Source organism: Mycobacterium sp. (assembly GCF_049683355.1).
GTDB lineage: Bacteria > Actinomycetota > Actinomycetes > Mycobacteriales > Mycobacteriaceae > Mycobacterium.
In genome coordinates this window covers 1-22,110 of record NZ_JBAUJB010000014.1, presented here as the reverse complement: position 1 = coordinate 22,110, position 22,110 = coordinate 1, and the positions used below count along the sequence as shown (strand labels likewise).

General features: G+C 68.5%; 24 protein-coding genes and 2 pseudogenes. 13 read left to right on the top strand and 13 right to left on the bottom strand.

The annotated features are described in order from the left end of the window. Positions 1-45: 45 nt before the first annotated feature. A complete protein-coding gene (locus WA944_RS00755) occupies positions 46-588 on the bottom strand; it encodes an LppP/LprE family lipoprotein (RefSeq protein WP_526374589.1) in 543 nt (180 codons plus the stop codon). A gap of 102 nt (positions 589-690) precedes the next feature. Between WA944_RS00755 and WA944_RS00750 the strand changes: the two genes are divergently transcribed. From WA944_RS00750 to WA944_RS00740, 3 genes and pseudogenes are all read left to right on the top strand, one after another. Beyond that, positions 691-2,382, top strand: a complete 1,692-nt coding sequence (locus tag WA944_RS00750; protein WP_526374591.1) for a DEAD/DEAH box helicase — start codon at positions 691-693, stop codon at positions 2,380-2,382. A gap of 13 nt (positions 2,383-2,395) precedes the next feature. Continuing rightward, entirely contained in the window at positions 2,396-3,556 is a 1,161-nt protein-coding gene (locus WA944_RS00745) for an acyltransferase family protein (RefSeq protein ID WP_526374593.1), read from the top strand. Positions 3,557-3,620: 64 nt separating this feature from the next. Further along, positions 3,621-4,336, top strand: a pseudogene (locus tag WA944_RS00740) (siderophore-interacting protein). A 5-nt stretch (positions 4,337-4,341) separates the two neighbouring features. Here the strand turns inward: WA944_RS00740 and WA944_RS00735 are convergent. From WA944_RS00735 to WA944_RS00720, 4 genes are read right to left on the bottom strand one after another with little or no spacing between them, the layout of a single operon-like run. Beyond that, the gene (locus WA944_RS00735) at positions 4,342-4,932 is read right to left on the bottom strand and encodes a TetR/AcrR family transcriptional regulator (protein WP_526374595.1); all 591 of its coding nucleotides are present in this window, start codon (positions 4,930-4,932) and stop codon (positions 4,342-4,344) included. A 41-nt stretch (positions 4,933-4,973) separates the two neighbouring features. Further along, positions 4,974-6,173, bottom strand: coding sequence for a cytochrome P450 (locus tag WA944_RS00730; protein WP_526374597.1), 1,200 nt, complete (start codon positions 6,171-6,173; stop codon positions 4,974-4,976). A 45-nt stretch (positions 6,174-6,218) separates the two neighbouring features. Further along, positions 6,219-7,586, bottom strand: a complete 1,368-nt coding sequence (locus WA944_RS00725; RefSeq protein ID WP_526374599.1) for an FAD-binding oxidoreductase — start codon at positions 7,584-7,586, stop codon at positions 6,219-6,221. Positions 7,587-7,595: 9 nt separating this feature from the next. After that, complete coding sequence (locus tag WA944_RS00720) at positions 7,596-8,588, bottom strand: MFS transporter (RefSeq protein WP_526374611.1); 993 nt, start codon at positions 8,586-8,588, stop codon at positions 7,596-7,598. A gap of 83 nt (positions 8,589-8,671) precedes the next feature. Between WA944_RS00720 and WA944_RS00715 the strand changes: the two genes are divergently transcribed. Beyond that, positions 8,672-9,502, top strand: coding sequence for a uracil-DNA glycosylase (locus WA944_RS00715; RefSeq protein WP_526609382.1), 831 nt, complete (start codon positions 8,672-8,674; stop codon positions 9,500-9,502). A 56-nt stretch (positions 9,503-9,558) separates the two neighbouring features. After that, complete coding sequence (locus WA944_RS00710) at positions 9,559-10,608, top strand: LLM class flavin-dependent oxidoreductase (RefSeq protein WP_526372363.1); 1,050 nt, start codon at positions 9,559-9,561, stop codon at positions 10,606-10,608. Here WA944_RS00710 and WA944_RS00705 read toward each other — a convergent pair. Together WA944_RS00705 and WA944_RS00700 are read right to left on the bottom strand one after the other, a co-directional pair. Then, positions 10,605-11,063, bottom strand: a complete 459-nt coding sequence (locus tag WA944_RS00705) for a nitroreductase family deazaflavin-dependent oxidoreductase (RefSeq protein ID WP_526372364.1) — start codon at positions 11,061-11,063, stop codon at positions 10,605-10,607. The genes WA944_RS00710 and WA944_RS00705 overlap by 4 nt on opposite strands. Positions 11,064-11,067: 4 nt before the next feature. Further along, positions 11,068-11,505 carry an HIT family protein gene (locus WA944_RS00700; protein WP_526372365.1) on the bottom strand — a complete coding sequence of 146 codons (438 nt, stop codon included), beginning with the start codon at positions 11,503-11,505 and terminating at the stop codon, positions 11,068-11,070. Between the two features lie 86 nt (positions 11,506-11,591). Between WA944_RS00700 and WA944_RS00695 the strand changes: the two are divergent. After that, positions 11,592-12,982 (top strand): annotated as a pseudogene (locus tag WA944_RS00695) (amidase). Here the strand turns inward: WA944_RS00695 and WA944_RS00690 are convergent. After that, the gene (locus WA944_RS00690) at positions 12,979-13,476 is read right to left on the bottom strand and encodes a DNA-deoxyinosine glycosylase (RefSeq protein WP_526372366.1); all 498 of its coding nucleotides are present in this window, start codon (positions 13,474-13,476) and stop codon (positions 12,979-12,981) included. The pseudogene WA944_RS00695 and the gene WA944_RS00690 overlap by 4 nt on opposite strands. Before the next feature lie 5 nt (positions 13,477-13,481). Here WA944_RS00690 and WA944_RS00685 point away from each other — a divergent pair, with 5 nt between their 5' ends. From WA944_RS00685 to WA944_RS00675, 3 genes are all read left to right on the top strand, one after another. Beyond that, positions 13,482-14,636, top strand: a complete 1,155-nt coding sequence (locus WA944_RS00685) for an adenylate/guanylate cyclase domain-containing protein (RefSeq protein ID WP_526646091.1) — start codon at positions 13,482-13,484, stop codon at positions 14,634-14,636. Positions 14,637-14,752: 116 nt separating this feature from the next. Continuing rightward, complete coding sequence (locus WA944_RS00680; RefSeq protein ID WP_526609389.1) at positions 14,753-15,118, top strand: nuclear transport factor 2 family protein; 366 nt, start codon at positions 14,753-14,755, stop codon at positions 15,116-15,118. Beyond that, positions 15,055-15,471 carry an SDR family NAD(P)-dependent oxidoreductase gene (locus WA944_RS00675; protein ID WP_526609391.1) on the top strand — a complete coding sequence of 139 codons (417 nt, stop codon included), beginning with the start codon at positions 15,055-15,057 and terminating at the stop codon, positions 15,469-15,471. Before WA944_RS00680 ends, WA944_RS00675 begins: the two co-directional genes overlap by 64 nt. Before the next feature lie 30 nt (positions 15,472-15,501). On the opposite strand, the gene WA944_RS00670 is transcribed toward WA944_RS00675, so the two are convergent. The 4 genes from WA944_RS00670 to WA944_RS00655 all read right to left on the bottom strand — a co-directional run bounded on the left by WA944_RS00670 (position 15,502) and on the right by WA944_RS00655 (position 18,892). Beyond that, positions 15,502-16,158, bottom strand: coding sequence for a TetR family transcriptional regulator (locus tag WA944_RS00670; protein WP_526368526.1), 657 nt, complete (start codon positions 16,156-16,158; stop codon positions 15,502-15,504). A gap of 141 nt (positions 16,159-16,299) precedes the next feature. Beyond that, a complete protein-coding gene (locus tag WA944_RS00665) occupies positions 16,300-18,513 on the bottom strand; it encodes a heavy metal translocating P-type ATPase (protein ID WP_526609393.1) in 2,214 nt (737 codons plus the stop codon). Next, positions 18,510-18,689: a hypothetical protein gene (locus WA944_RS00660; RefSeq protein WP_526368522.1), complete on the bottom strand. Its 180-nt coding sequence runs from the start codon at positions 18,687-18,689 to the stop codon at positions 18,510-18,512. Before WA944_RS00660 ends, WA944_RS00665 begins: the two co-directional genes overlap by 4 nt. After that, the gene (locus tag WA944_RS00655) at positions 18,686-18,892 is read right to left on the bottom strand and encodes a heavy-metal-associated domain-containing protein (protein ID WP_526609396.1); all 207 of its coding nucleotides are present in this window, start codon (positions 18,890-18,892) and stop codon (positions 18,686-18,688) included. Before WA944_RS00655 ends, WA944_RS00660 begins: the two co-directional genes overlap by 4 nt. 88 nt (positions 18,893-18,980) lie before the next feature. Between WA944_RS00655 and WA944_RS00650 the strand changes: the two genes are divergently transcribed. Together WA944_RS00650 and dtd are read left to right on the top strand one after the other, a co-directional pair. Next, entirely contained in the window at positions 18,981-19,646 is a 666-nt protein-coding gene (locus WA944_RS00650) for a DUF305 domain-containing protein (RefSeq protein ID WP_526368518.1), read from the top strand. A gap of 20 nt (positions 19,647-19,666) precedes the next feature. Next, complete coding sequence (dtd, locus tag WA944_RS00645; RefSeq protein ID WP_526368516.1) at positions 19,667-20,110, top strand: D-aminoacyl-tRNA deacylase; 444 nt, start codon at positions 19,667-19,669, stop codon at positions 20,108-20,110. Between the two features lie 3 nt (positions 20,111-20,113). On the opposite strand, the gene WA944_RS00640 is transcribed toward dtd, so the two are convergent. After that, complete coding sequence (locus tag WA944_RS00640; RefSeq protein ID WP_526368515.1) at positions 20,114-21,031, bottom strand: AIM24 family protein; 918 nt, start codon at positions 21,029-21,031, stop codon at positions 20,114-20,116. A 72-nt stretch (positions 21,032-21,103) separates the two neighbouring features. Here WA944_RS00640 and WA944_RS00635 point away from each other — a divergent pair, with 72 nt between their 5' ends. Together WA944_RS00635 and abmR are read left to right on the top strand one after the other, a co-directional pair. Beyond that, a complete protein-coding gene (locus WA944_RS00635) occupies positions 21,104-21,307 on the top strand; it encodes a hypothetical protein (RefSeq protein WP_526368513.1) in 204 nt (67 codons plus the stop codon). A gap of 73 nt (positions 21,308-21,380) precedes the next feature. Beyond that, positions 21,381-21,953: an ATP-binding transcription factor AbmR gene (gene abmR, locus WA944_RS00630; protein ID WP_526368511.1), complete on the top strand. Its 573-nt coding sequence runs from the start codon at positions 21,381-21,383 to the stop codon at positions 21,951-21,953. Positions 21,954-22,110: the final 157 nt, after the last annotated feature.

The window sequence follows — 22,110 nt, the reverse complement described above, 5'->3', positions numbered from 1 at the left end:
CCGGGGTCCAATTCACAGCCAGGAACGCTATTCCGCGGCGAATGCTCAGCCGGTGTTGCCGATCAACTCCACGCCGCTGCCGTTCCAGCGGAACTTCACCACGCTGTCGAGCCCGGGCACCCCGCCGGAGTACTCCAGCGCGACGGTGTCGCCGGTGGTCTCCGAGGTGTCCAGGCCGTTGAAGCCGAACGTGTCGGGCACCCCCGTCGGGATGAACTTGCCCCGGTGGAACAGCAGCGCGCGGGTGTTCGGGTTCTCCGAGTTCGTGTTGGCCTTGATGATCACCGCCGACAGCTGCGCGCACTCGTTGTAGTTGCCGGCCAGCGGCTCGGGGTTCCAGGCCTGCTCGCTGCGCGGATCGGGAGGCAGTTCGGACACCGCCCTGACGATCTCGGGTGCAGCCAGGTTGGTGGCACACGGATCGTTGGCCGCAGGCGGGCCGGGCGCAGGTGGCGGCGGGCCCACGGCCGCAGGTGCCTGCGCAGACGTCGACACCGCCGTCGGCCCCGGTGTCTTGGACGCGGTCGAGTCACCCGAGCCGCAGCCGGCGACGGTCAGCACCACGGCGCCCGTCAGGGGCCCGATCATCGCCGTCCATTTCACAACTGCGCACCGTACCGTCACCGCGATTGCCTCGATGAGAGGCGCGCGGCGGGAAAGAGCGGCGACTGGCACTAGACTGCCACCTCGATGACGTCTTCGAACGCGGAGCCGGGCAACGCTGTCCCGGCCGGCGACCTGACCTTTGCTGACCTGCAGATTCACCCCTCGGTGCTGCAGGCCGTCGTCGACGTCGGATACGAGACGCCGTCGCCCATCCAGGCGGCGACCATCCCGGCGATGATGGCCGGCTCCGATGTCGTCGGGCTCGCGCAGACCGGAACCGGGAAGACCGCGGCCTTCGCCATCCCGCTCCTGTCGAAGATCGACACCTCCAGCCGGATCACGCAGGCGCTGGTCCTGGCCCCGACGCGGGAACTGGCGCTGCAGGTCGCGGAGGCATTCAGCCGCTACGGCGCGCATCTGCCCGTGAACGTGTTGCCGATCTACGGCGGCTCCCCGTACGGACCCCAGATGGCCGGGCTGCGGCGGGGCGCCCAGATCGTCGTCGGTACCCCGGGCCGGGTCATCGACCATCTCGAGAAGGGCAGCCTGGACCTCTCGCACCTCGACTATCTGGTGCTCGACGAGGCCGACGAGATGCTGCAGATGGGCTTCGCCGAGGACGTCGAGCGAATTCTGGAGGGCACCCCGGAGTACAAGCAGGTCGCGTTGTTCTCGGCGACGATGCCGCCGGCGATTCGCAAGATCACCTCCAAGTACCTGCACGACCCGGTCCAGGTGAAGGTCGAATCCAAGACCGCGACCGCCGACAACATCGCTCAGCGCTACATCCAGGTATCCGGAAACCGCAAGATGGACGCGCTCACCCGGCTGCTCGAAGTCGAGCCGTTCGAGGCGATGATCGTGTTCGTCCGCACCAAGCAGGCGACCGAGGAGGTCGCCGAGAAGCTTCGTGCCCGCGGCTTTTCCGCCGCGGCCATCAACGGCGACATCGCGCAGGCCGTGCGCGAGCGCACCATCGCCTCACTCAAGGACGGCAAGCTCGACATCCTTGTCGCGACGGACGTGGCCGCGCGCGGTCTCGACGTCGACCGCATCTCGCACGTGCTCAACTACGACATCCCGCACGACCCGGAGTCCTACGTGCACCGCATCGGGCGCACCGGAAGGGCCGGCCGCTCGGGCACGGCGCTGCTGTTCGTGTCACCCCGCGAACGCCACCTGCTCAACTCGATCGAGCGGGTGACCCGGCAGAAGCTGGTCGAGAGGGGCCTGCCATCGGTTGATGACGTCAACGCCCAGCGTGTGGAGAAGTTCCGCGACTCGATCACCGAAGCGCTGGCCAACCCGGGAATCGAGTTGTTCCGCAAGCTGATCGAGGGTTACGAGCGCGATCACGATGTACCGATGGCCGACATCGCCGCGGCGCTGGCGTTGCAGAGCCGCGACGGCGGCGAGTTCCTGATGACGGAGCCGCCGCCGGAGAAGCGTCGCGAACGGCCCGAGCGTCAGGGTCGTGACGACGGCGCGCCGCACAAGCGCCGAGAGGTGCGCAGCGACCTCGCGACGTACCGCATCGCGGTCGGCAAGCGGCACAAGGTCATGCCCGGGGCCATCGTGGGCGCCATCGCCAACGAAGGTGGGCTGCACCGCAGCGATTTCGGGCACATCTCGATCAAGCCCGACCACTCATTGGTCGAGTTGCCGGCGAAGCTGTCCAAGGAAACGCTGAAGAAGCTCGAGCACACCAGGATCCAGGGTCAGCTGATCCACCTCGAACCCGATCGCGGGCCGAAGGCGCGCCGCAAGTCCTACTGAGGCAACCGGCGACATGACCGTGCCCAGGGAACTCGATGCGCAGGGCGGTTTGGAATCGGTCACGGCGACCGGACGTGTCGACTCGCTCACCGGAATCCGCGCCGTGGCAGCGCTGCTCGTGGTGCTCACCCACGCCGCCTACACCACCGGCAAGTATCCGCAGGGCTACCTCGGCCTGGTGTACTCGCGGATGGAGATCGGAGTGCCGATCTTCTTCGTGCTGTCCGGGTTCCTGCTGTTCGCGCCGTGGGTGAAGGCTGCCGCGTCCAGCAGTCCGGCGCCGTCGGTGCGCCGCTACGCCTGGCACCGGGTGCGCCGGATCATGCCCGCCTACGCGGTCACCGTGGTCGCGGCCTACCTCGTCTACCACTTTCGCATGGCGGGGCCCAACCCCGGGCACACCTGGGAGGGCTTGTTCCGCAATCTCACCCTCACCCAGATCTACACCGACGATTATCTCTATTCCTTTCTGCACCAGGGCCTCACCCAGATGTGGAGCCTCGCGGTCGAGGTCGCGTTCTACGTGGTGCTGCCCCTGCTGGCATACCTGTTGCTCGTGGTGCTGTGCCGACGGCGCTGGCGGCCAGGGCTGCTGCTGGCCGGGCTGGCCGGACTCGCGCTGATCTCACCCGCGTGGCTGACCCTGGTGCACACCACCGACTGGCTGCCCGACGGCGCGCAGTTGTGGCTGCCGGGTTACCTGGTGTGGTTCATCGGCGGGATGGCGCTGGCGGCGCTGCAACCGTTGGGTGTGCGGGCCTACGCGCTGGCCTGCGTCCCGCTGGCGGTGGTGAGCTACTTCATCGTGTCCACGCCGCTGGCGGGGGAGCCGACGACCTCACCGGCCGAGTTACGCGAGGCGCTGGTCAAGACCGCGTTTTATGCCGCGATCGCGACTCTGCTGGTCGCGCCGCTGGCCTTGGGGGACCAGCGGGCGGGCGCAAAACCCTTCGGGCTCTACGGGCGGATGCTGGCCAGCCGCCCCATGGTGTTCCTCGGCGAGATCTCCTATGAGATCTTCCTGATCCACCTGATCACGATGGAACTGGTCATGGTGGAGATAGTCCGCTATCCCATCTACACCGGCTCTGTCTGGCTGCTGTTCACCGGAACGCTGGTGGTGACGATCCCGCTGGCCTGGCTGCTGCACCGCTTCACTCGGGTCCGGAGCTGAGGCCCAACACCCACCCTGGGTTAGGTTAAGCTGGCCTAAGTAATCGATCAGGGATTGAGGGGCCATGTCGGACACGAAGCAGTCGCGCGGGTTCGCGGGCGCGGTACTCAAGCTACTGCGCGCGGGCGACTACGAGCTGACCGTCACCGCGAGCAGCCAGGTCACTCCGCATTATCTGCGGCTGAGTTTCCAGGCCGGCGGGCTGCTGGCCGGCCGGACACTGCATCCGACCATGTGGATCAGGATGTGGTTCTCCGACGGGGACAAGCTGCACCAGCGGGGTTACACATTGGTCAACCCGGATCCGGCGAACGACACCGTGGACGTGGAGTTCGCGCTGCACGACGGCGTCGCGTCGCGGTGGGCGCAGCAGGCCGCGCCGGGCGACACCATCGAGGTCACCGTGCTGGGAAGCAGTTTCGCTCTGCCGGAACCGCGTCCGGCCGGCTACGTCATCGTCGGCGACACGGCGTCGCTGCCGGCGATCAACTCCCTGCTCGACGCGATCGGTGACGCCCCCGCGCAGATCTTCCTGGAAGCCGCGCACGACGACGACAAGCAACTGCCCGTGGCTCGGGGGACCGACGTGACGTGGGTGGATCGCAAGAACGCGGTGAATCCCTGGTGCAGGCAGTGGAATCGGCCGCCTTCGACGCCTCCGACCACTTCGGCTGGGTGGCCTGCGACAACCGCACCACCCGCGCGGTGGCCAAGCTGCTCCGCGAGGACTACCAGATTCCCCGCAAGGCGATCAAAGCCCAGGCCTACTGGGTGGCCTGAGCCCGTCAGGTGATCTGATCAGCCTGCGCCCCCGCGGGCAGCACGATCGGCACGACGAACTCCTCGAGCATCGACCGTTCGTCGGCTTCGTCGTGGCCGGGGAACACCAGCAGCGACGTCATCACCCGGACCAGCCAGCGCGCCCGATGTTCGACCAGTTCCGGCGCGTCGGGACCCAGCGAGATCACGAACGCTTCGGTCAGCGCCTTGATCACCTCCGACTGCTCGGCCATCTCGCCGCCGATCGGCCGCTGGGTGGTCGCGAACCACGACGCCAGGGCCGGGCTCTGGCGGACGTTGCGCAGCGAGGAGAGCATGCCCTCGATGAGCCGCTCCCGCGGATCGAGCACCGACATGATCTGGTCGGTCATCTCACGGTAGAGGCGGTAACTCTCACGGTGCACGTAGGCGGTGTAGAGAGCTTCGCGGTTCTCGAAGTAGCGATACAGTGTGGCACGCGAACACCCTGCAGCCGTGGCGATTTCGTGCATACCGACACCGGCAGCCTCTTTCCTGGCGAACAGTTCGCCCGCAGCGTCGAGGATGCGGTCGGCGGCCACCTCGGTGCGGCGCGCCGCCAGCCAGTCGCCCGCCATCAGCTCGTCACCGTGAAGGGCACCGACACCGGTCGTCGCACCTAACTGCCGCCGGCCCACTCGATGCCGGACTCGTCGATCTCGAAATCCGGTATCCGTGAGAGCAATTCGGTCAGCGCCACCCGGGACTGCATCCGGGCTGCCGCGGCACCCAGGCAGTGGTGCGCGCCGTGGCTGAACGTCAGGATATTGCGCGGCCTGCGGGTGACGTCGAGTTCTGCCGCGTCAGCGCCGTACTGACGTTCGTCCCGGTTGGCGGACCCGTAGAGGAACATCACCCGCCGCCCCTCGGGGACGGTGACGTCACCGATCGTCACCTCGCGGGTCACGGTGGGTCCCAGCATCTGGACCGGGGAGGTCAGCCGCAGCAGTTCGTCGACAGCGTCGGGGATCAGCTCGGGATGTTCCGCGAGCAGGCGCCGCTGGTCGGGGCGCTGGTGCAGCAGTTGCACCGAGCCGCCCAGCATCCCGGTGGTGGTGTCGTTGCCGCCGGTGACCATCGTGAAGGTGAGCGCCAGGATCGACAGCACGCCGGCGATGTCACCGTCGGCGCCGACGCCGGCGGCCACGAGGTGAGACACCGTGCCGTCCTCCGGCTCGACGCGGCGACGTTCGATGAGCGCGGTGAAGTAGGCCATCATCCCGCCGAGCGCGTCGCCGACTGTTTCCAGCGCTCCACCGATGCCGCCCTCGGCCGTGCTGGCGGCCACGATCGCGTCGGTCCAGCCGTCGAACTGTCCGCGGTCCTCCTCGGGTACGCCGAGGTAGTGCGCGACCACCATCGACGGCAGGGGCTTGAACAGTTCGGCGACGATGTCGCCGCCACCGCGGGAGCGCAACCCCTCGATCCGCTCCCGCACGTACTCGCGGACCTTGGGTTCCACCGATTCCACCTGGCGGGGGGTGAATCCGCGGGAGACCAGTTTCCGGAACTCGGTGTGCACGGGCGGGTCCTGCATCACCATCGGCGGATTGTCCGCCAGCCCGATGAGGTCCAGCTCGCCGTAGTTGACGGTCAGGCCCTGCGCCGACGAGAACGTCTGGTGATCGCGGGCGGCGGCCCAGATGTCGGCATGCCGGGACAGCACGTAGTAGTCGTGATCCGGCCTGTCCTCGGGGACGACATGGTGGACCGGGTCATGGTCGCGCAGCGCCCGGTACATCGGCCACGGGTCACGCCAGGTCGAGGCGTCGGCCGGCTCGAACCGCACAGGAGAACCCTGAGACAGAATCGCAGTCATGTCTTATGGGTACGACAGCGCGTCCGTTTGTGTCAATAGCTGAGGTCAGATTGCCGCACCCGGGTTGAGGATGTTGTCCGGGTCGAGCGCGGCCTTGATGCGCCGGTTGAGTTCCATCACCTCTGGGCCCAGGTAGCCCGCCAACCACGGCCGTTTGAGCCTGCCGACGCCGTGCTCGCCGGTGATGGTGCCACCGAGGCGCACCGCGAGGTCCATGATCTCGCCGAACGCGGTGTGGGCCCGTTCGGTCATCGCGGCATCGGCGGGGTCGTAGACGATCAGCGGGTGGGTGTTGCCGTCGCCGGCGTGCGCGATCACCGAGATCATCAGGTCGTGCTGCTCGGCAAGCTTCTCCACCCCGGAGACCAACTCGGCCAGCGCGGGCAGCGGGACTCCCACGTCCTCGAGCAGCAGCGAACCTTTCGCCTCCACAGCGGGGATCGCGAAGCGGCGTGCGGCGACAAACGCCTCACCCTCGTCCGGGTCTTCGGACGAGAACACTTCTTTGGCACCGTGTTCGGTGAACACGCCGGCCATGTACTCGGCATCCTCGGCGCCGGCCGGCCCGCGGTCGTCGGTGGCGGCGACCATCATGGCGGCGGCGTTGCGGTCCAGCCCCATCTTCAGTTTGTCCTCGACGGCGTTGATCGCCACCCCGTCCATGAACTCCAGCATCGACGGGCGGATCCTGCCGGTGATGACGGCCACTGCATCACAGGCGGCCGACACCGAATCGAACGTCGCCACCACCGTGCAACCGCGGTGCTGAGCGGGCAGCAGCTTGAGTGTCACCTCGGTCACCACCCCGAGCGTGCCCTCGCTGCCGACGAACAACTTGGTCAGCGACAACCCGGCGACATCTTTCAGGCGGGGCCCGCCGAGCCGGACCGCGGTGCCGTCGGCCAGCACCACCTGCAGTCCGAGCACGTAGTCGGAGGTGACGCCGTACTTCACGCAACACAGGCCGCCGGCGTTGGTGGCGATGTTACCGCCGATGCTGCAGATCTCGAACGACGACGGGTCCGGCGGGTACCACATCCCGTATTCGGCGACGGCCTTCTTCACCTCGGAGTTGAGCAGCCCGGGTTGGGCGACGGCGGTGCGGGTGACCGGGTCGACGGTGACGTCGCGCATCTTCTCGGTGCTCAGCACGATGCCACCCTCGAGCGCCGTCGCGCCGCCGGACAGGCCGGTGCCCATGCCGCGCGGCACGACCGCGATCCGGTGGGACGCAGCCCATCTGAGCACGGTCTGCACCTCTTCGGTGCGCCGCGGCCGGACCACCGCCATCGGAGTGCCGGCCGCCGGGTCGGCGGCCCGGTCCTGGCGGTAGGACTCGAGGATGTCGGGATCGGTGACGACGGTGCCGTCGGGCAGCGCGGAGATCAGGCCGGCGAGAAGGTCAGCAGCCACCTTTCGATGCTACCGGGGTGCCCGGCGGTGGACCCGGCACCTGCCGGAATTGTCACGGCACATGATGGCAGTGGCGATGGCGCGCCCGTCATGGGTCAGCACCGCGATCAGCATGACGGTCCGTTTGCGCATGAACCTCGAGAGCACGGCGTAGCCGACTGCGCCGATCAGCCCGCCCACGCTCAGCGCCATCAGCACCCAGCCGAGTTGCGCCGGCTCGTTGCGGTCGGTGAAGTACTTGGGAAACAGCACGCTCTCCATCGGCATGTACAGGCCGGTGGCCGTCAGGTCCACGACCGCCAGGGTGCGCAGCACACGGTTGTTCCACACGAATCGCAGACCCTCGACGATCCCGGCCCAGACCCCGCCGGTGCGCACCGCGGGGTCCGGCCGGCCCGCGCCTTCCAGCCGGAGCACCGAGATCGCCATGATCGACAGAACGAACGCCGCAGCGGTCACCCACATGGTGTTGACACCGCCGAGCGTCGCGATCAGCAGGCCGCCGATGCCCGGACCCACGATGTAGGAGAGGTTGAAGAGCGCTTCGTAAGCGCTGTTTGCCTGGTCCAGGTCCAGGGTCCATCCCGCCCGGGTGGCCGCCTCGGGCAGCATCGTCTCGCGGGCGGTCATGCCGGCGGGGTCGAACAGCGCGCCCAGTGCCGCCAGCCCGGCCAGCACCGCGACGTTGATGACGTCGGCACCGAAGATCAGCGCCAACACCGGCACCGCCGCCACCGACAACGCCGACAGCGCATCGGAGATCATCGACACCGATCGTCGGCCGATGAAATCGACCGCGGCGCCGGCGAGCAACGTCGCCGCCAACAGCGGCAGGGTTCCCGCCATCGCCACGATCGAGGCATCGAGCGCGGATCCGGTGCGCTGCAGCACCAGCCACGGAAACGCGACGATCGAGATCCCGTTGCCGGCCCCGGCCATCAGCGCGGCGAACAGGATCAGCGACAGCGGGCCACGCCTGCTCAGCGCACTCTTTTGTGTCAGGGGATATCGGGGCGAATGTAGCAAGGCGCAGGTCGGCGCGACGACCGGTTTCCCCGTGGGCGCCGGTGGCTCACAGTGGTGTGGTGAAACTGCCCCACCCGCGCGCCCGCGGCGGGTTCGACTCCCCGGTGCGGCCGGGCTCCGGATGGCCCGGTGATCCGGCGACCAAGCGCACTGCCGCCGCACAGACGCCCGCTCAGGTGGCGACGATGGCGGCGGCGGCCGGCACCGTCGAGCAGGTCGACGCCGGCGTCTCGGTGTGCCGTGCCTGCCCACGTCTGGTGCAGTGGCGCGAGGAGGTGGCGGTGGCCAAGCGCAGGTCCTACGCCGATCAGCCGTATTGGGGCAGGCCCGCGCCCGGTTTCGGGTCGGCGCATCCGCGGGTGCTCGTTCTCGGGCTCGCACCGGCGGCCCACGGCGCGAACCGCACCGGGCGTGTGTTCACCGGCGACCGGTCGGGGGACTTCCTGTTCGGATCGCTGCACCGCAGCGGTCTGGCGAATCAAGCGTCGTGTACCGACAGCGCGGATGGGTTGGTGCTCCACGACGTTCGTGTGGTCGCCGCAGTCCGGTGCGCGCCACCCGGCAACGCGCCGACGCCGGCGGAGCGCAGCAGCTGTGCGCCCTGGCTGGATGCCGAGTGGCGGCTGACCGGCAGCGACGTCCGGGTCATCGTCGCGCTGGGCGGGTTCGCCTGGCAGTCGGCGCTGGCGCTGGTCCGCCGCTGCGGAGGGTCGGCGGGCGTGCCCGCACCGAAGTTCGGTCACGGCACGGTCGCCTCGCTGAGCACCGCGCAGGGGCCGGTGCAGCTGCTCGGGTGCTACCACCCCAGCCAGCAGAACACCTTCACGGGCAGGCTCACCCCGGCGATGATGGACGAGATTTTCGCGACCGCGCTGACGATCTCGGCGTGATACGGACGCGCTGAACAGCGGGGAACGGAACGTGGCCTGCGGGCGTTGCACTCATAATGCGTCTTTCCGTACTCGACCTCGTTCCCGTGCGCTCGGACCAGAGCACGTCGAATGCGCTGGCCGCGACAACCCGTCTCGCACAGGTCGCCGACCGGCTCGGCTACACCCGCTACTGGCTCGCCGAGCACCACAACATGCCGTCGGTCGCCGCCACCAGCCCCCCGGTGCTGATCGCCCATCTGGCCGCTCACACCTCGGCGCTGCGGCTCGGGTCGGGAGGCGTGATGCTGCCCAATCACGCGCCGCTGGCCGTCGCAGAGCAGTTCGCGCTGCTGGAAGCGGCACACCCGGGACGCATCGACCTGGGCATCGGCCGCGCTCCCGGCTCGGACCCGGTGACGTCGATGGCGCTGCGCGGTCCGGCGGGACGCGACGATCGGGACATCGAGGCGTTCCCCGAGTACCTCGACGACGTGGTCGCCCTGATGAGCGCGCACGGTGTCCAGGTGTCGTTGCCCCGCGACCTGATGCGTGAGACCTACATCCTCAAGGCCACCCCGGCAGCGGCCACCGTGCCCACGCTGTGGCTGCTCGGATCGTCGATGTACTCGGCGCGTCTGGCTGCCGCGAAGGGCCTGCCCTACGTGTTCGCCCACCACTTCTCCGGTCAGGGCACCGACGAGGCGTTGCGGACCTACCGCGCCGAATTCCGCCCCAGTGATCTCGCTTCGGAGCCGGTCACATTCCTGACGGTCAACGCCGCCGTGGCCGACACCCGGGACGAGGCGATGCGGTTGATCCAGCCGAACCTGCAGATGATGGGCCGGCTGCGGACGGGGCAACCGATGGTGCCGCTCGACCTCGTCGAGGACGCCGAACAGCAACGGGTTAGCGCCCACGCCCAGGCCGTTGTCGAGGCGGGGTTGCGGCAGGCGGTGGTGGGTTCGCCGGCGGAGGCGGCCGATCAGCTGCGTGCTCTGGCCGACCGGTTCGACGTCGACGAGGTGATGATCCACCCGGTCGCCTCGGCGTTTCGCGGCACGGACCCGGCGACGGCGCCCGCGCGCGAGACCACGCTGGAGCTGCTCGCCAAGGACCTCTTCTAGGGCTTCGGCGTGAGCCGCACGATCGGAATGGGCCGCGACGTCCGCTTCTGGTAGCCGTTGTAGCGATCGGAGTTCTGCTTGTTGGCCAGCGACCACATCCGGGCGTAGTCGGGATCGTCGGGCAGCACCGGTGTCGCCGTGACGGCCAGCCGCTTCGGGCCGAGGTTGATCTCGACGTCGGGGTCGGCCTTGAGGTTGTGATACCAGCCGGGCGCCTTGGGGTCACCGCCCTTGGAGGCGACGACCAGGTAGTCACCGCGGTCGGCGAAGTAGGACAGGGTGTTGGTGCGCTGCTTGCCGGTCTTGGCGCCGACGGTGTGCAACAACAGGCTGGGCGGGACACCGGGAAGTGGGATGCGATGCCCGATCCGGCCGTTGGTGCCTTTGTAGAGTGCGTCGTGCGTCATCAGCAGTCGCCATCCGACGTTCTTCTCCAACCAGCGTGCGATGCTCATCTCGTCAATCCTTCTCATCTACGTCGATCCGCGCCAGCGCCTCACGTAACAGCCGCCCGGATTCCTCGCGGTCGGGGTCGCGTCGCACAAGCATGCCCTTGGCGAACGAGAACTTGTCGCCGGCCCGGCGCGGCACCACGTGCAGGTGGATGTGGAACACCGACTGGAACGCGGCCCTGCCGTCGTTGATGACGATGTTGTTGCCGTCGGCGTGCAGGCCCGACGCGCGTGCCGCGTTGGCGATGCGCTGTCCGATGGCCGCCATGCCCGCCACGGTGCCCGGAGGGGTGTCGGTGAGGTCGACGGTGTGGCGCTTGGGGAAGACCAGCGTGTGGCCGCGGGTGAACGGACGAATGTCGAGGATGGCGAGACAGTCGTCGTCCTCGTGGACGCGGACGGCGGGGGCTTCTCCGGCGACGATGGCGCAGAACACGCAGGGCATCCCGCCACGCTAGACGCAGGGAATCGCCACGGTCCACACCGTTCCGGCGCACAATGGCCGACATGATGGCCGACGGGACGGCCGACGTGGACCCCGACGACGTCGTGTTCTCCGGTGCGGCGGTGCAGGCGCGTCTGTTGGCCGACGGAGCGATCACCGCGCCTGCGCTGGTCGAGCGATACCTCGACCGCATCGTCGCACTGGACCCGGTGCTGCGCTGCTACCGCGTGGTGATGGCTGACAGTGCCCGGCTGCAGGCGGCCCGAGCGCAGGACCGGCTCGATGCGGGGGAGCGCTCGCCGCTGCTCGGTGTGCCCATCGCGATCAAGGACGACGTGGATGTGGCCGGCGAGGTGACCACCTACGGCAGTGCCGCGCACGGCCCGGCGCGCACCGACGACGCCGAGGTGGTCCGCCGGCTTCGCACCGCGGGCACGGTGATCCTCGGCAAGACCGCCGTGCCGGAGATGTGATCTGGCCGTTCACCGAGACGGTGACCTTCGGCGCGACGCGCAATCCGTACAACACCGCTTTCACGCCGGGAGGCAGCAGCGGCGGCAGTGGTGCCGCGGTGGCGGCAGGGCTCGCCGCGATGGCACTGGGGTCCGACGGGATGGGTTCCATCAGAATCCCTTCCACGTGGTGTGGACTGTTCGGGATCAAGCCCCAGCGGGGCCGGGTGCCGTTGGCGCCGCACGAGGACGCCTGGAACGGGCTCAGCGTCAACGGCCCGATGGCACGGACCGTCGAGGACGCGGCGCTGTTCCTGGACGCGACGACGATGCTGCCGGTGCCCGACGGCGGTTTCCTCGGTGCTGCCCGAAGCGCGCCCGGTCGACTGCGAATAGCGGTGAGCACCAAGGTCCCGCCGCCCCTGCTCGCCAGGGTCGGTCCGCAGCAGCGGGCCGCCGTCGTCGAGGCCGCGGCGTTGCTCCGCGACCTCGGTCACCAGGTCGTGGTGCGCGAGCCGGACTATCCACCCGCTGCGGTGTACGCCCAGGCGCTGCCGAGGTACTTCCGCGGGGTGCACGACGACGTCCGTACGCTGCCGAGGCCCGAACGGCTGGACCCGCGGGCCCGCGCCTTCGCACGGTTGGGCGCCCTGGTCTCCGACCGCAGGCTGCAGACCATGCGGGCCGCCGAAGCTGTTCTCGCCGAACGCATCATGTCGATCTTCGACGACGTCGACGTGGTGGTCACGCCGGGTACGGCGGCGGGGCCGTCACGCATCGGGGCCTATCAACGGCGGGGCGCGATCGCCACCCTGGCGCTGGTGTCGGCCCGGGTGCCGTTCCAGGCGATGTTCAATGTGACGGGCCAACCCGCTGCGGTGGTGCCTTGGGGGCAGGGCACTTCGGGCATCCCGACCTCGATCCAGTTGGTGGGCAGGCCCTGTGACGATGCGACGCTGTTGTCGCTGGGCGCGCAGATCGAGCAGGCGAGGCCTTGGGCGCAGCGCCGCCCCGCGGTGTCCTAGGCCGTGACGGCATGCCTCCAGGCGGCGAGCTTGGCCTCGAACGGCATCGTGTGCGCCGGGCTGGTGGAGGGCAGGCGCGCATGGCGCAGCTGCGGGCTGACGCCAACGAGACGCAGGTAGTTTCGCTCTGCGGCCGCGCCGTTGAAGCACACCTGCGTGATCGTCGGGTGCGCCGCGAAGAATGCGCCGACGTCGTTGGCGACCATGCTGTCCCGTTCGACCGCGGCATCCAGGCTGCCCACCCGTCGGCAGTTTCGCAGCACGTCCCACACGGCCACTCCGGCGGGAGTCAGGGCCACCACACGCTCGCCGTACGGCGCTGCGGGGTCGAAACCGTAGAGCCCCTCACCGGTGATCCGCCAGAACGCGTTGCGTGGATGCGCGTAGTACTGCTGCGCCTGCAGCGACGCGACGCCGGGCATGTTGCCGAGGATCAGGATGCGTGCACCTGCGCCGACGAGCGGCGGGAAGCTCTCGAGCGTCGGCGACGTCATTGTTCATGTCTATCGCACCGGTGGGCGCCGTATACCTTGGGCAGGTGCGTGACGAAGTCGATCTCGAGGCATCCGGACTGCTCGATGGGCTCGAAGGGAAGGCGCGGGCAGAGCGCGCCGAGCTGATCCCCTGGCTGATCGAGCGTGGGGTGAGCCTCGAGCAGATCCGTGGTACCTCGGCACCCATGATGCTGGCGTCGCGGCGAGTCATCGGTGACGACGGTCAGTACGTCTCTGCGCGGGAGGCCGCCGCCAAGGCGGGGGTCGATGTTGATCTGTTCCAGCGGATGCAACGTGCGATGGGTCTGCCGCGGGTCGAGGATCCGGACGCTGCGGTGTTCCTGCGCGCCGACGCGGAGTCCGCCAAGTTCACCCGGGAGTTCCTCGACGCGGGCATTAAGCCCGACGAGCTGCTGCAGATCACCCGGCTGCTCGGTGACGGCCTGTCACGGGCCGCGGAGGCGATGCGCCATGCCGCGCTGGCTGCCGTGATACAGCCCGGCGCAACCGAATTGGAGATCGCGCAAGCCTCCGAGGTACTGGTAGGCAACGTGGCACCCCTGCTGGGCCCGATGATCGAAGAGGTGCTGTTGCTGCAGTTGCGCCACGCGATCGAGACCGAAGCCGTCAACGCGACCGAGCGGGCCGAAGGCCAGCACCTGCCCGGCGCGCGGCTGGTGACGATCGGGTTCGCGGACCTCGTCGGCTTCACAAGCCTGGGCGAAGCGCTACAGCCCGAAGATCTCGAGCGGCTTTCGCAGCGGCTGGCCCTGTTGACCCGCGACGTGGCGGTCGGGCCGGTGCGATTCATCAAGACCATCGGTGACGAGGTGATGCTCGTCAGCCCGGACCCGGCGCCGCTGCTGGACGCGGTCCTGCAGTTGGTCGATGCCACCGAGAGCGACGACGGGTTCCCCCGGCTGAGGGCCGGCGTCGCGACCGGCATGGCCGTCAGCCGGGAGGGGGACTGGTTCGGCAGCCCGGTCAACCTGGCGGCCCGGGTGACCGGCGCGGCGCGGCCCGGTTCGGTGCTCGTGGCCGAGGCGACACGCGAGGCGATCGGCGACGACGACCGCTTCACGTGGTCGTTTGCTGGTGCGAAACACCTCAAAGGGATCAAGCCCGACGTCAAGGCCTTCAGGGCGCGACGGGCGGAGTGACATCCGTCTGACGGTCACCGGATTGATGACTTCGGCATTCACCTTGATAGCGACTGTCATAGTGATACTTTCTGGCGGCACAACGTCACATCGGCAGACGAACCGAGGGGCACACGATGGCAGAGCTCAGCGCACGTGAGTCGGAGTCGCTGGAGTCCTACCGGCGATACGTCGCGCAGCGCGAACGATGTGTGGCGGGGGATGCACCCTGGTCGACCATCGGACGATGGTTCACCGAAGACGCGGTCTTCATCGACCCGGCCTGGGGCCGGGTGCAGGGGCGTGACGAGATCACCCGGTTTCTCGACCACGCGATGGCGGGATTCCAGGGGTGGAGCTTCCCGGAGGAGTGGACCATGGTCGACGGTGACCGCCTGGTCACCTTCTGGTGGAATCGCTTGCCCGGCACGCACAGGCGATGGTCGACACCGCGGGCAGCGGTGCGATCGTCAACATCTCGTCGCGGGCCTCCGACATGGTGATGCCGTCGTTCGCGGCATACGGCGCGGGAAAAGCCGCACTCAACCAGATGACCCGCGACCTCGCAGCCGAATTCGCCCCCGTCGTTCGGGTGAACGGGATCATCGTCGGCGGCGTTGCCACCCAGGGTCTCGACCTGGTGCTCACCAACGCCGAACTACGGGCCCAGTTCGAAGCCAACACCCCCATGGGCCGTCCGGGAACCCCCAAGGACATCGCCTGCGCCGCACTCTATCTGAGCTCTCCGGCGTCGGCGTGGGTCACCGGCAAACTGCTTCACGTCGACGGTGGTTGCGAACGGCCGGCCATGGAGGTGCCGGTACCACGACTGCGCCCTACCGCCGGCGGTGCGTGAACGACAAGCGATCCCCGCACCAGGGGAGCGTCATCGCCGGCGGCGACGTGTCGGCGGGATCGGTCCGGCCAACCCGCGGGTCACCAGTTGCAGTGCCTGCTCGGTGAGAGCGTGCAGGGATTCACTCTGGCCGTGGGCCAACCACCATTCGTAGGCGTACTCGACCGCTGCGACGGCCGCGCGCACGAGTACCCCGGCCCGCATGTCTGCCGCGGGAACGGTGTCGTCCCAGCGGCGTGCCACCGCCCCGATCAACTCGTCGTAGTCCTCGCGGTTCAGCAGGGACGCTCGCCGCAGCTCTGCCGGCGCCGACGCCATCGCCTGGCGCCACAGTTCCAGTGTCTCGTCGTCGTCCACGAACTGAGAGGTGCGGGCCAGGATCGCCGCGGCCAGGGAATCCACGACGTCCTCGTCCTGCGGACGCGCATGGAAGTTGGCCACGATCTCGGCCCGTCCACGCTGGGTGGCCCCGAGAAGAAGGTGCTCCTTGCTCGGAACGTGCCGGAAGAAGGTGCTGGGTGAAATGCCCACCTCTTCGGCGATCGCCTCGGTGGTGACGTTGTCGAAACCATGCGCGGCGAACATCCGCAGCGCAGCGTGCTGGATGTCGGCGCGCAGTGCGTTTCGCTGCCGCTCGCGCAGCGAGACCGCTGCGGTGCCGCCGCCGGGCTCCTGCGTGGGGGGCATTGGTCACCTCGGTGCTCGATGTGCGGGCAGGAACGGGATCTCTCAGCGGAATTCGGAACCTCCGCGCTCGGGGATCTCAGTCTTCAGAATGTGGGACCAACTGTCAACATCGGTGTCACTGTTATCCTGATGAGGGGGTGATCAGCGCGAGGGGGTGAACCCGCGCAGCCGCAAACTGTTGCTGACCACGAACACCGAGCTGAACGCCATTGCGGCACCGGCGATCATCGGGTTGAGGAGTCCGGCCGCGGCAAGCGGTAGCGCGGCGACGTTGTACCCGAACGCCCAGAAGAGGTTGCCCTTGATCGTGCTCAACGTCCTGCGGGACAACCGGATCGCGTCAGGCACCGCCCGGAGGTCGTCACCGACGATCGTCAGATCGCTCGCCTCGATGGCCACGTCGGTTCCGCTGCCCATGGCCAGCCCCAGGTCGGCCTGCGCCAGTGCGGCTGCGTCGTTGACGCCATCACCCACCATGGCCACGACCTTGCCGTCGCTCTGAAGGCGCTTGACGGTGTCGGCTTTGTCCTGTGGCAGTACGCCGGCGATCACCGCGTCGATGCCCACCTGCGCCGCCACCGTGCGGGCGACCGCTTCGTTGTCACCGGTCACCATGATCGGGGTGAGCCCGAGGCGTTTCAGCAGGGAAATCGCTTCGGCGGAAGTCGGTTTCACTGCGTCAGCCACCATCAGCAGCCCGCGGGCGCGCCCGTCCCACGCCACGCCGACGGCTGTCCGGCCTTCCAACTCCGCCTGGTGAGCGGCAAGAGCCAGATCCTCGGGTACGTCGAAAGAACGGTCGGCCAGTAGCTTCATCCGGCCCAGCAGCACGGGGTGGCCGTCGACGGTGCCCTCGACGCCCAGGCCCCTCAGGTTGGTGAACGCCTCGACCCCCGGCAGTTCGCCGAGCTTGTCCCTGGCGCCGGCGGAGATCGCCCGGGCGATGGGATGTTCGGACGGACTCTCCACGGCGCCGGCGATTCTCAGCACCTCGTCGGGTTGCTCGTCGCCGACGGCGAACACGTCGAACAGCGTCATCGTGCCGGTCGTGACGGTGCCGGTCTTGTCGAGGATCACCGTGTCGACCTGTCGGGTGGACTCCAGGACCTCGGGCCCCTTGATCAGGATGCCCAACTGCGCCCCGCGCCCTGTCCCGACCATGAGCGCGGTGGGCGTGGCCAGCCCGAGTGCGCAGGGGCACGCGATGATCAGCACCGCGACCGCCGCCGTGAACGCGGCAGCGGCCGAAGCGCCCGCCCCGACCCAGAAGCCAAGCGTCGCCACCGACAACATGATCACGATCGGTACGAAGACCGCCGAGATCCGGTCGGCCAGCCGCTGCGCCTGGGCCTTGCCGTTCTGCGCGTCCTCGACCAGCCGTGCCATCTGGGCCAGTTGGCTGTCGGAGCCCACGCGTTCGGCGCGCACCACCAGCCGGCCGTCGACATTGACCGTCGCACCCACCACCTGGTCGCCGGGTTGCACCTCCTCGGGCACCGATTCGCCGGTCAGCATCGACGCATCGACGGCCGAACTGCCGTCGATGACCACGCCGTCGGCGGCGATCTTCTCCCCGGGCCGAACCACGAACTCGTCCGCGACACCCAGCAGGTCGACCGGTATGCGCTGCTCTACGCCGTCCTTGAGGACCGACACCTCCTTGGCGCCCATCTCCATCAGCGCCCGCAGGGCTGCGCCCGCTCGCCGCTTGGCGCGTGCTTCGAAATAGCGTCCGGCGACGATGAACGTCGTCACCCCGGCGGCGGCTTCGAGATAGATGTTGGCGGTGCCGTCGGTGCGGGCGATGGTCAGCTCGAAGGCATGAGTCATGCCCGGCGTCCCGGCGGTACCCCAGAACAGCGCGTAGACCGACCAGCCGAGGGCGGCCAGCGTGCCGATCGAGATCAGCGTGTCCATGGTCGCGGTCCCGTGCCGAAGGTTCGTCCACGCCGCCTGATGGAACGGCCATGCACCCCACACCACGACGGGGGCCGCCAAGGTCAGCGACAGCCACTGCCAGTACGTGAACTGCAATGCCGGTGCCATCGCCATCGCGATCACCGGGACCGACAGCATCACGCAGATCAGCAGGCGCCGACGGAGCGCCGCGGTCGGGTCGTCGACAGGACCGTCTGCCGTCGGGGTCGGCTCGGGCAACCGGGCCTGGTAGCCGGCCGACTCCACAGCGGCCACGAGTTCTTCCGGGGTGACGTCATCACCGAACTGCACGCGGGCCTTCTCGGTCGCGAAGTTGACGGTGGCGACCACGTTGTCGAGTTTGTTGAGTTTCTTCTCGACGCGCATCGCGCAGGATGCGCACGTCATCCCGCTGATGGACAGGTCGACCGACGTCATCGACCGGCCTCGCCGTGCGCGGGCAGGTGCTCGCTCGTCGACGGGGAGTGCGGCACCGGGCCGTCGGGCTCGGGGCCGAAGGTGCCGCCCACCCAGGCGGAGACCGCGAACACCGCGACGAGCGCGGCGGCGAACACTGCGATCCTGGTGACTACGTTCACGGCGGCGCCTGTCATCCGGCCAGCTGGTAGCCGGCCTCTTCCACGGCGGCGCGGACGGCCGAGCTGTCCACCGGCTCGGTGCTGTCGATCGTCACCGTACCTTTGGAGAGGTCGATGTCGACGTCGACGACGCCGGGAACGGCGCTCAGTTCGGCGCGCACCGAGGAGGCGCACCCTGCGCAGGTCATTCCCGCGACGGTGAAGGTGGTGGATCGCATGGGGTTCCTCTCCGGAGATGACGTGCTTGACACCTGTGTACCATACCCCCCTAGGGTATTCAAGAGGTTTGGAAGGGAGCAGGAACGGATGCGGAAACACAGTGTGCAGGTTGGAGTGGGTGCCGTGGGTGCCACCCTGGTGCTGCTGATGGCGGGATGCAGCAGTGACAGCACCGAGGCCGGGCAGGACACCGCGACGCCACCGCAGGCGTCGACCTCACAAGCGGCCGAAGGACACGACGGTGCGCACAGTGACGCGCACAACGACGCGGATGTGGCGTTCGCCCGCGACATGATTCCCCATCACGAGCAGGCCATCGTGATGAGCGACATCATCTCGGCCAAGCAGGGCATCGATCCGCGCGTCATCGAGCTCGCCAACCAGATCAAGGCCGCGCAGGGACCCGAGATCGAGACGATGACGGGCTGGCTCGCGCAGTGGGGCGCAGCTCCGGCACCGTCCGGACACGAGGGCCACGACATGCCCGGCGACCAGCCCATGCACGGGTCCGTGCACGAGGCGATGGGGATGATGACCGACCAGCAACTCGAAGAGCTGCGGCAGGCCCAGGGCGCAGATGCCAGCAGGCAGTTCCTCACCGGGATGATCCAGCATCACGAAGGTGCGGTGACGATGGCGCAGACCGAGATCGACGCCGGCCAGTTCGCGCCCGCCGTTGCGCTGGCAACCGAGATCATCGAAGCCCAGGTGCGCGAAATCGACACGATGAGGCAGATCCTGGACTCCATGTAGCGCATGGCAGCATCGCCGGCATGAGGATTCTCGTCCAGCTGGTCACCTCCGCGCGCGTGACGGTCGGTGCCGGCTCGGCGGCCGAAACGGTCGCCGAGATCCGGCCCGACGGCCAGGGCCTGCTCGCGCTGGTGGGGGTCACCCACACCGATGACGTCGGCACCGCCCGGAAGCTGGCCGAAAAGCTCTGGCAAATGCGGGTTCTGGACGACGAGAAATCCGCGAGTGTCGCCGGCGCACCGATCCTGGTGGTCAGCCAGTTCACGCTGTACGGCAACACCGCCAAGGGGCGACGCCCGACGTGGAACGCCGCGGCACCCGGTACAGTCGCCGAACCGCTGGTCGATGCGTTAGCCGAGGCGCTGACCGGCCTCGGCGCCCGCGTGCAGACCGGCGTGTTCGGCGCACACATGCGGGTCGACCTCGTCAACGACGGCCCGGTCACCGTGCTGCTGGAGCTGTGATGATCACTGCACCGGCGTCGGTACTCCTTCGGACGGTTGCACGATCACGAAGCCGTTGCCGTAGAACGACACCTGCACCGCTTCACCCGAGCCGCGGCCGATCAGGGCGCCGGCCTTGAAGCTCGTCTTCAGCTGTGTCTGCAGGTTCGCCGACCAGGCCACCACCGCATTGGTATCGGCGAACGTGGGAGCCTCGGCCGCATCGAGCACCACGGGTGGGCCGTGCGTGGTGAGTGCCACCCATCCCGTGCCGCGCAGCGTCGTGTTGAACAAGCCCCCGGTCGCGATGCTCGCACCCTTGACCCGCTCGATGTTCCAGTCGAGGCTCGACGAAAACGCCAGCACGTTGCCGCCGCTGATGGACAGGCCCGAGTTGGTGAGGTTGAGCAGGTGCACGTCATAGGCGAACTCGGCGAGGAAGACGTCCCCCTGGCCGGAGCAGCGCATCAACGGCAGCCCTTCACCGGTGAGGGCCTTCTTGATGAACTTCGACGCCCCGCCGCCTTCGAAGGCGAAGTCCACATTGCCTTGGTAGGCGACCATGGACCCCTGCCGGGCCATGAACGGCTCGCCCAGGCGGACCCTCAGCAGCCTCGAGTTCTGGTTGGCGACCGCCTTGTCTTCTTTTTCGCTGAACCGTCCGTCGACCAGGTCCCCGCTGATGCCGGCGAATCCGTCAGCGCCTCCGGTCGGGTGGGGTTGCGCCTGCACCTGATGCCGGCCCTGCGGCTGGGCTGCGTGCTGGCCATGGCTGCTCTCCTGTGATGCGGGTTGCGGACCCGGTCCGCCGCCACCGAGCGGCGCGCGGATCACCTGACCTTGCTGGGAGACCTGGTCGGTCCACTGCTGCCCGTCGAACCACCGGTATTCGTAGCGGCCCTCCGGATCGGGCTGCCAACTGCCTTGTCCAGGTCCTGTCACCGCTGCCTCCTTAACGTACGACCGGATCCCCACCCTATGCCGCGAGAACCCGGCAGCTGGCATTCTTGGGTGATGGCAAAGGAAATCGACCGGCAGCGGGCACAGGGCGCCCTCGCGGTGATCAGGCAACATCCCGGCATGGTGTTGTTCGCGCTGTCGCCGGTGCTGGTGGGGCTCGGTGTCGTGTGGTGGCTTTTCGGTGCCGGCTGGGCGGCGCTGCTGCTGATCGCGGCGGTGCTCGGCGGCGGCGCAGCGGTGCTGATGAAGCGTCGCTGACGTCGGCTCGTTGACCGGTTTCGCCGGTGGCGAACTGCTGCCCCCAGCGGTGTAACGGTGTAAGCATGTAATCATGAGACACCATCCCCACAGCCGCAGGCCGGGCCGCTCCGGCGGCTGGCAGCAGGCCGATCAACCCGATGCCACCGATGCCACCGACTGGATCGCCGGCCGGCTGCCCGAAGACTGGTTCGCCGGTGACCCGGAGGTCATCGTCGACCGCGAAGAGATCACCGTGATCGGCCGACTGCCAGAAGGCGCCGGCAGTTCGGAGAGCGAGGCTCGCGCGTCGGGTCGCGCCGCGCGGTTCCGTGAGCAGACGCGCGCGGAACGGATGCACATCGCCGACGAAGCCGAGGCGCGGTACGGCCGCAAGGTGGCCTGGGGCGTCGAGATCGCAGCGACCGACGCCGCTCCCGAGCGAATCCTGTTCACCCACATGGCGGTACCGGTCATGACCCGGCTCCGGCAACCGGAACGCCAGGTGCTCGACACGCTGGTGGACGCGGGCGTGGCCCGGTCCCGCTCCGACGCGCTGGCGTGGTCGGTCCGGTTGGTCGGTGAACACGCCGACGAATGGCTGGGAAAGCTGCGTGAGGCGATGCGCAACGTCGACGATCTGCGCGCAGAAGGCCCGCAGGTCTAGACCCGGCGGATCAGGTCAGGGGTTCGACGCCCACGTAACAGGAACTCAACGCCGAGGTCTGCGACAACGGGTCCACCGGGCCGGCGTCGACGAGCAGGTTCCGGTTGGCGCCGAACGACAGTGGCTCGGCGCCTCCGCGCGGGTCGAATATGCGTGA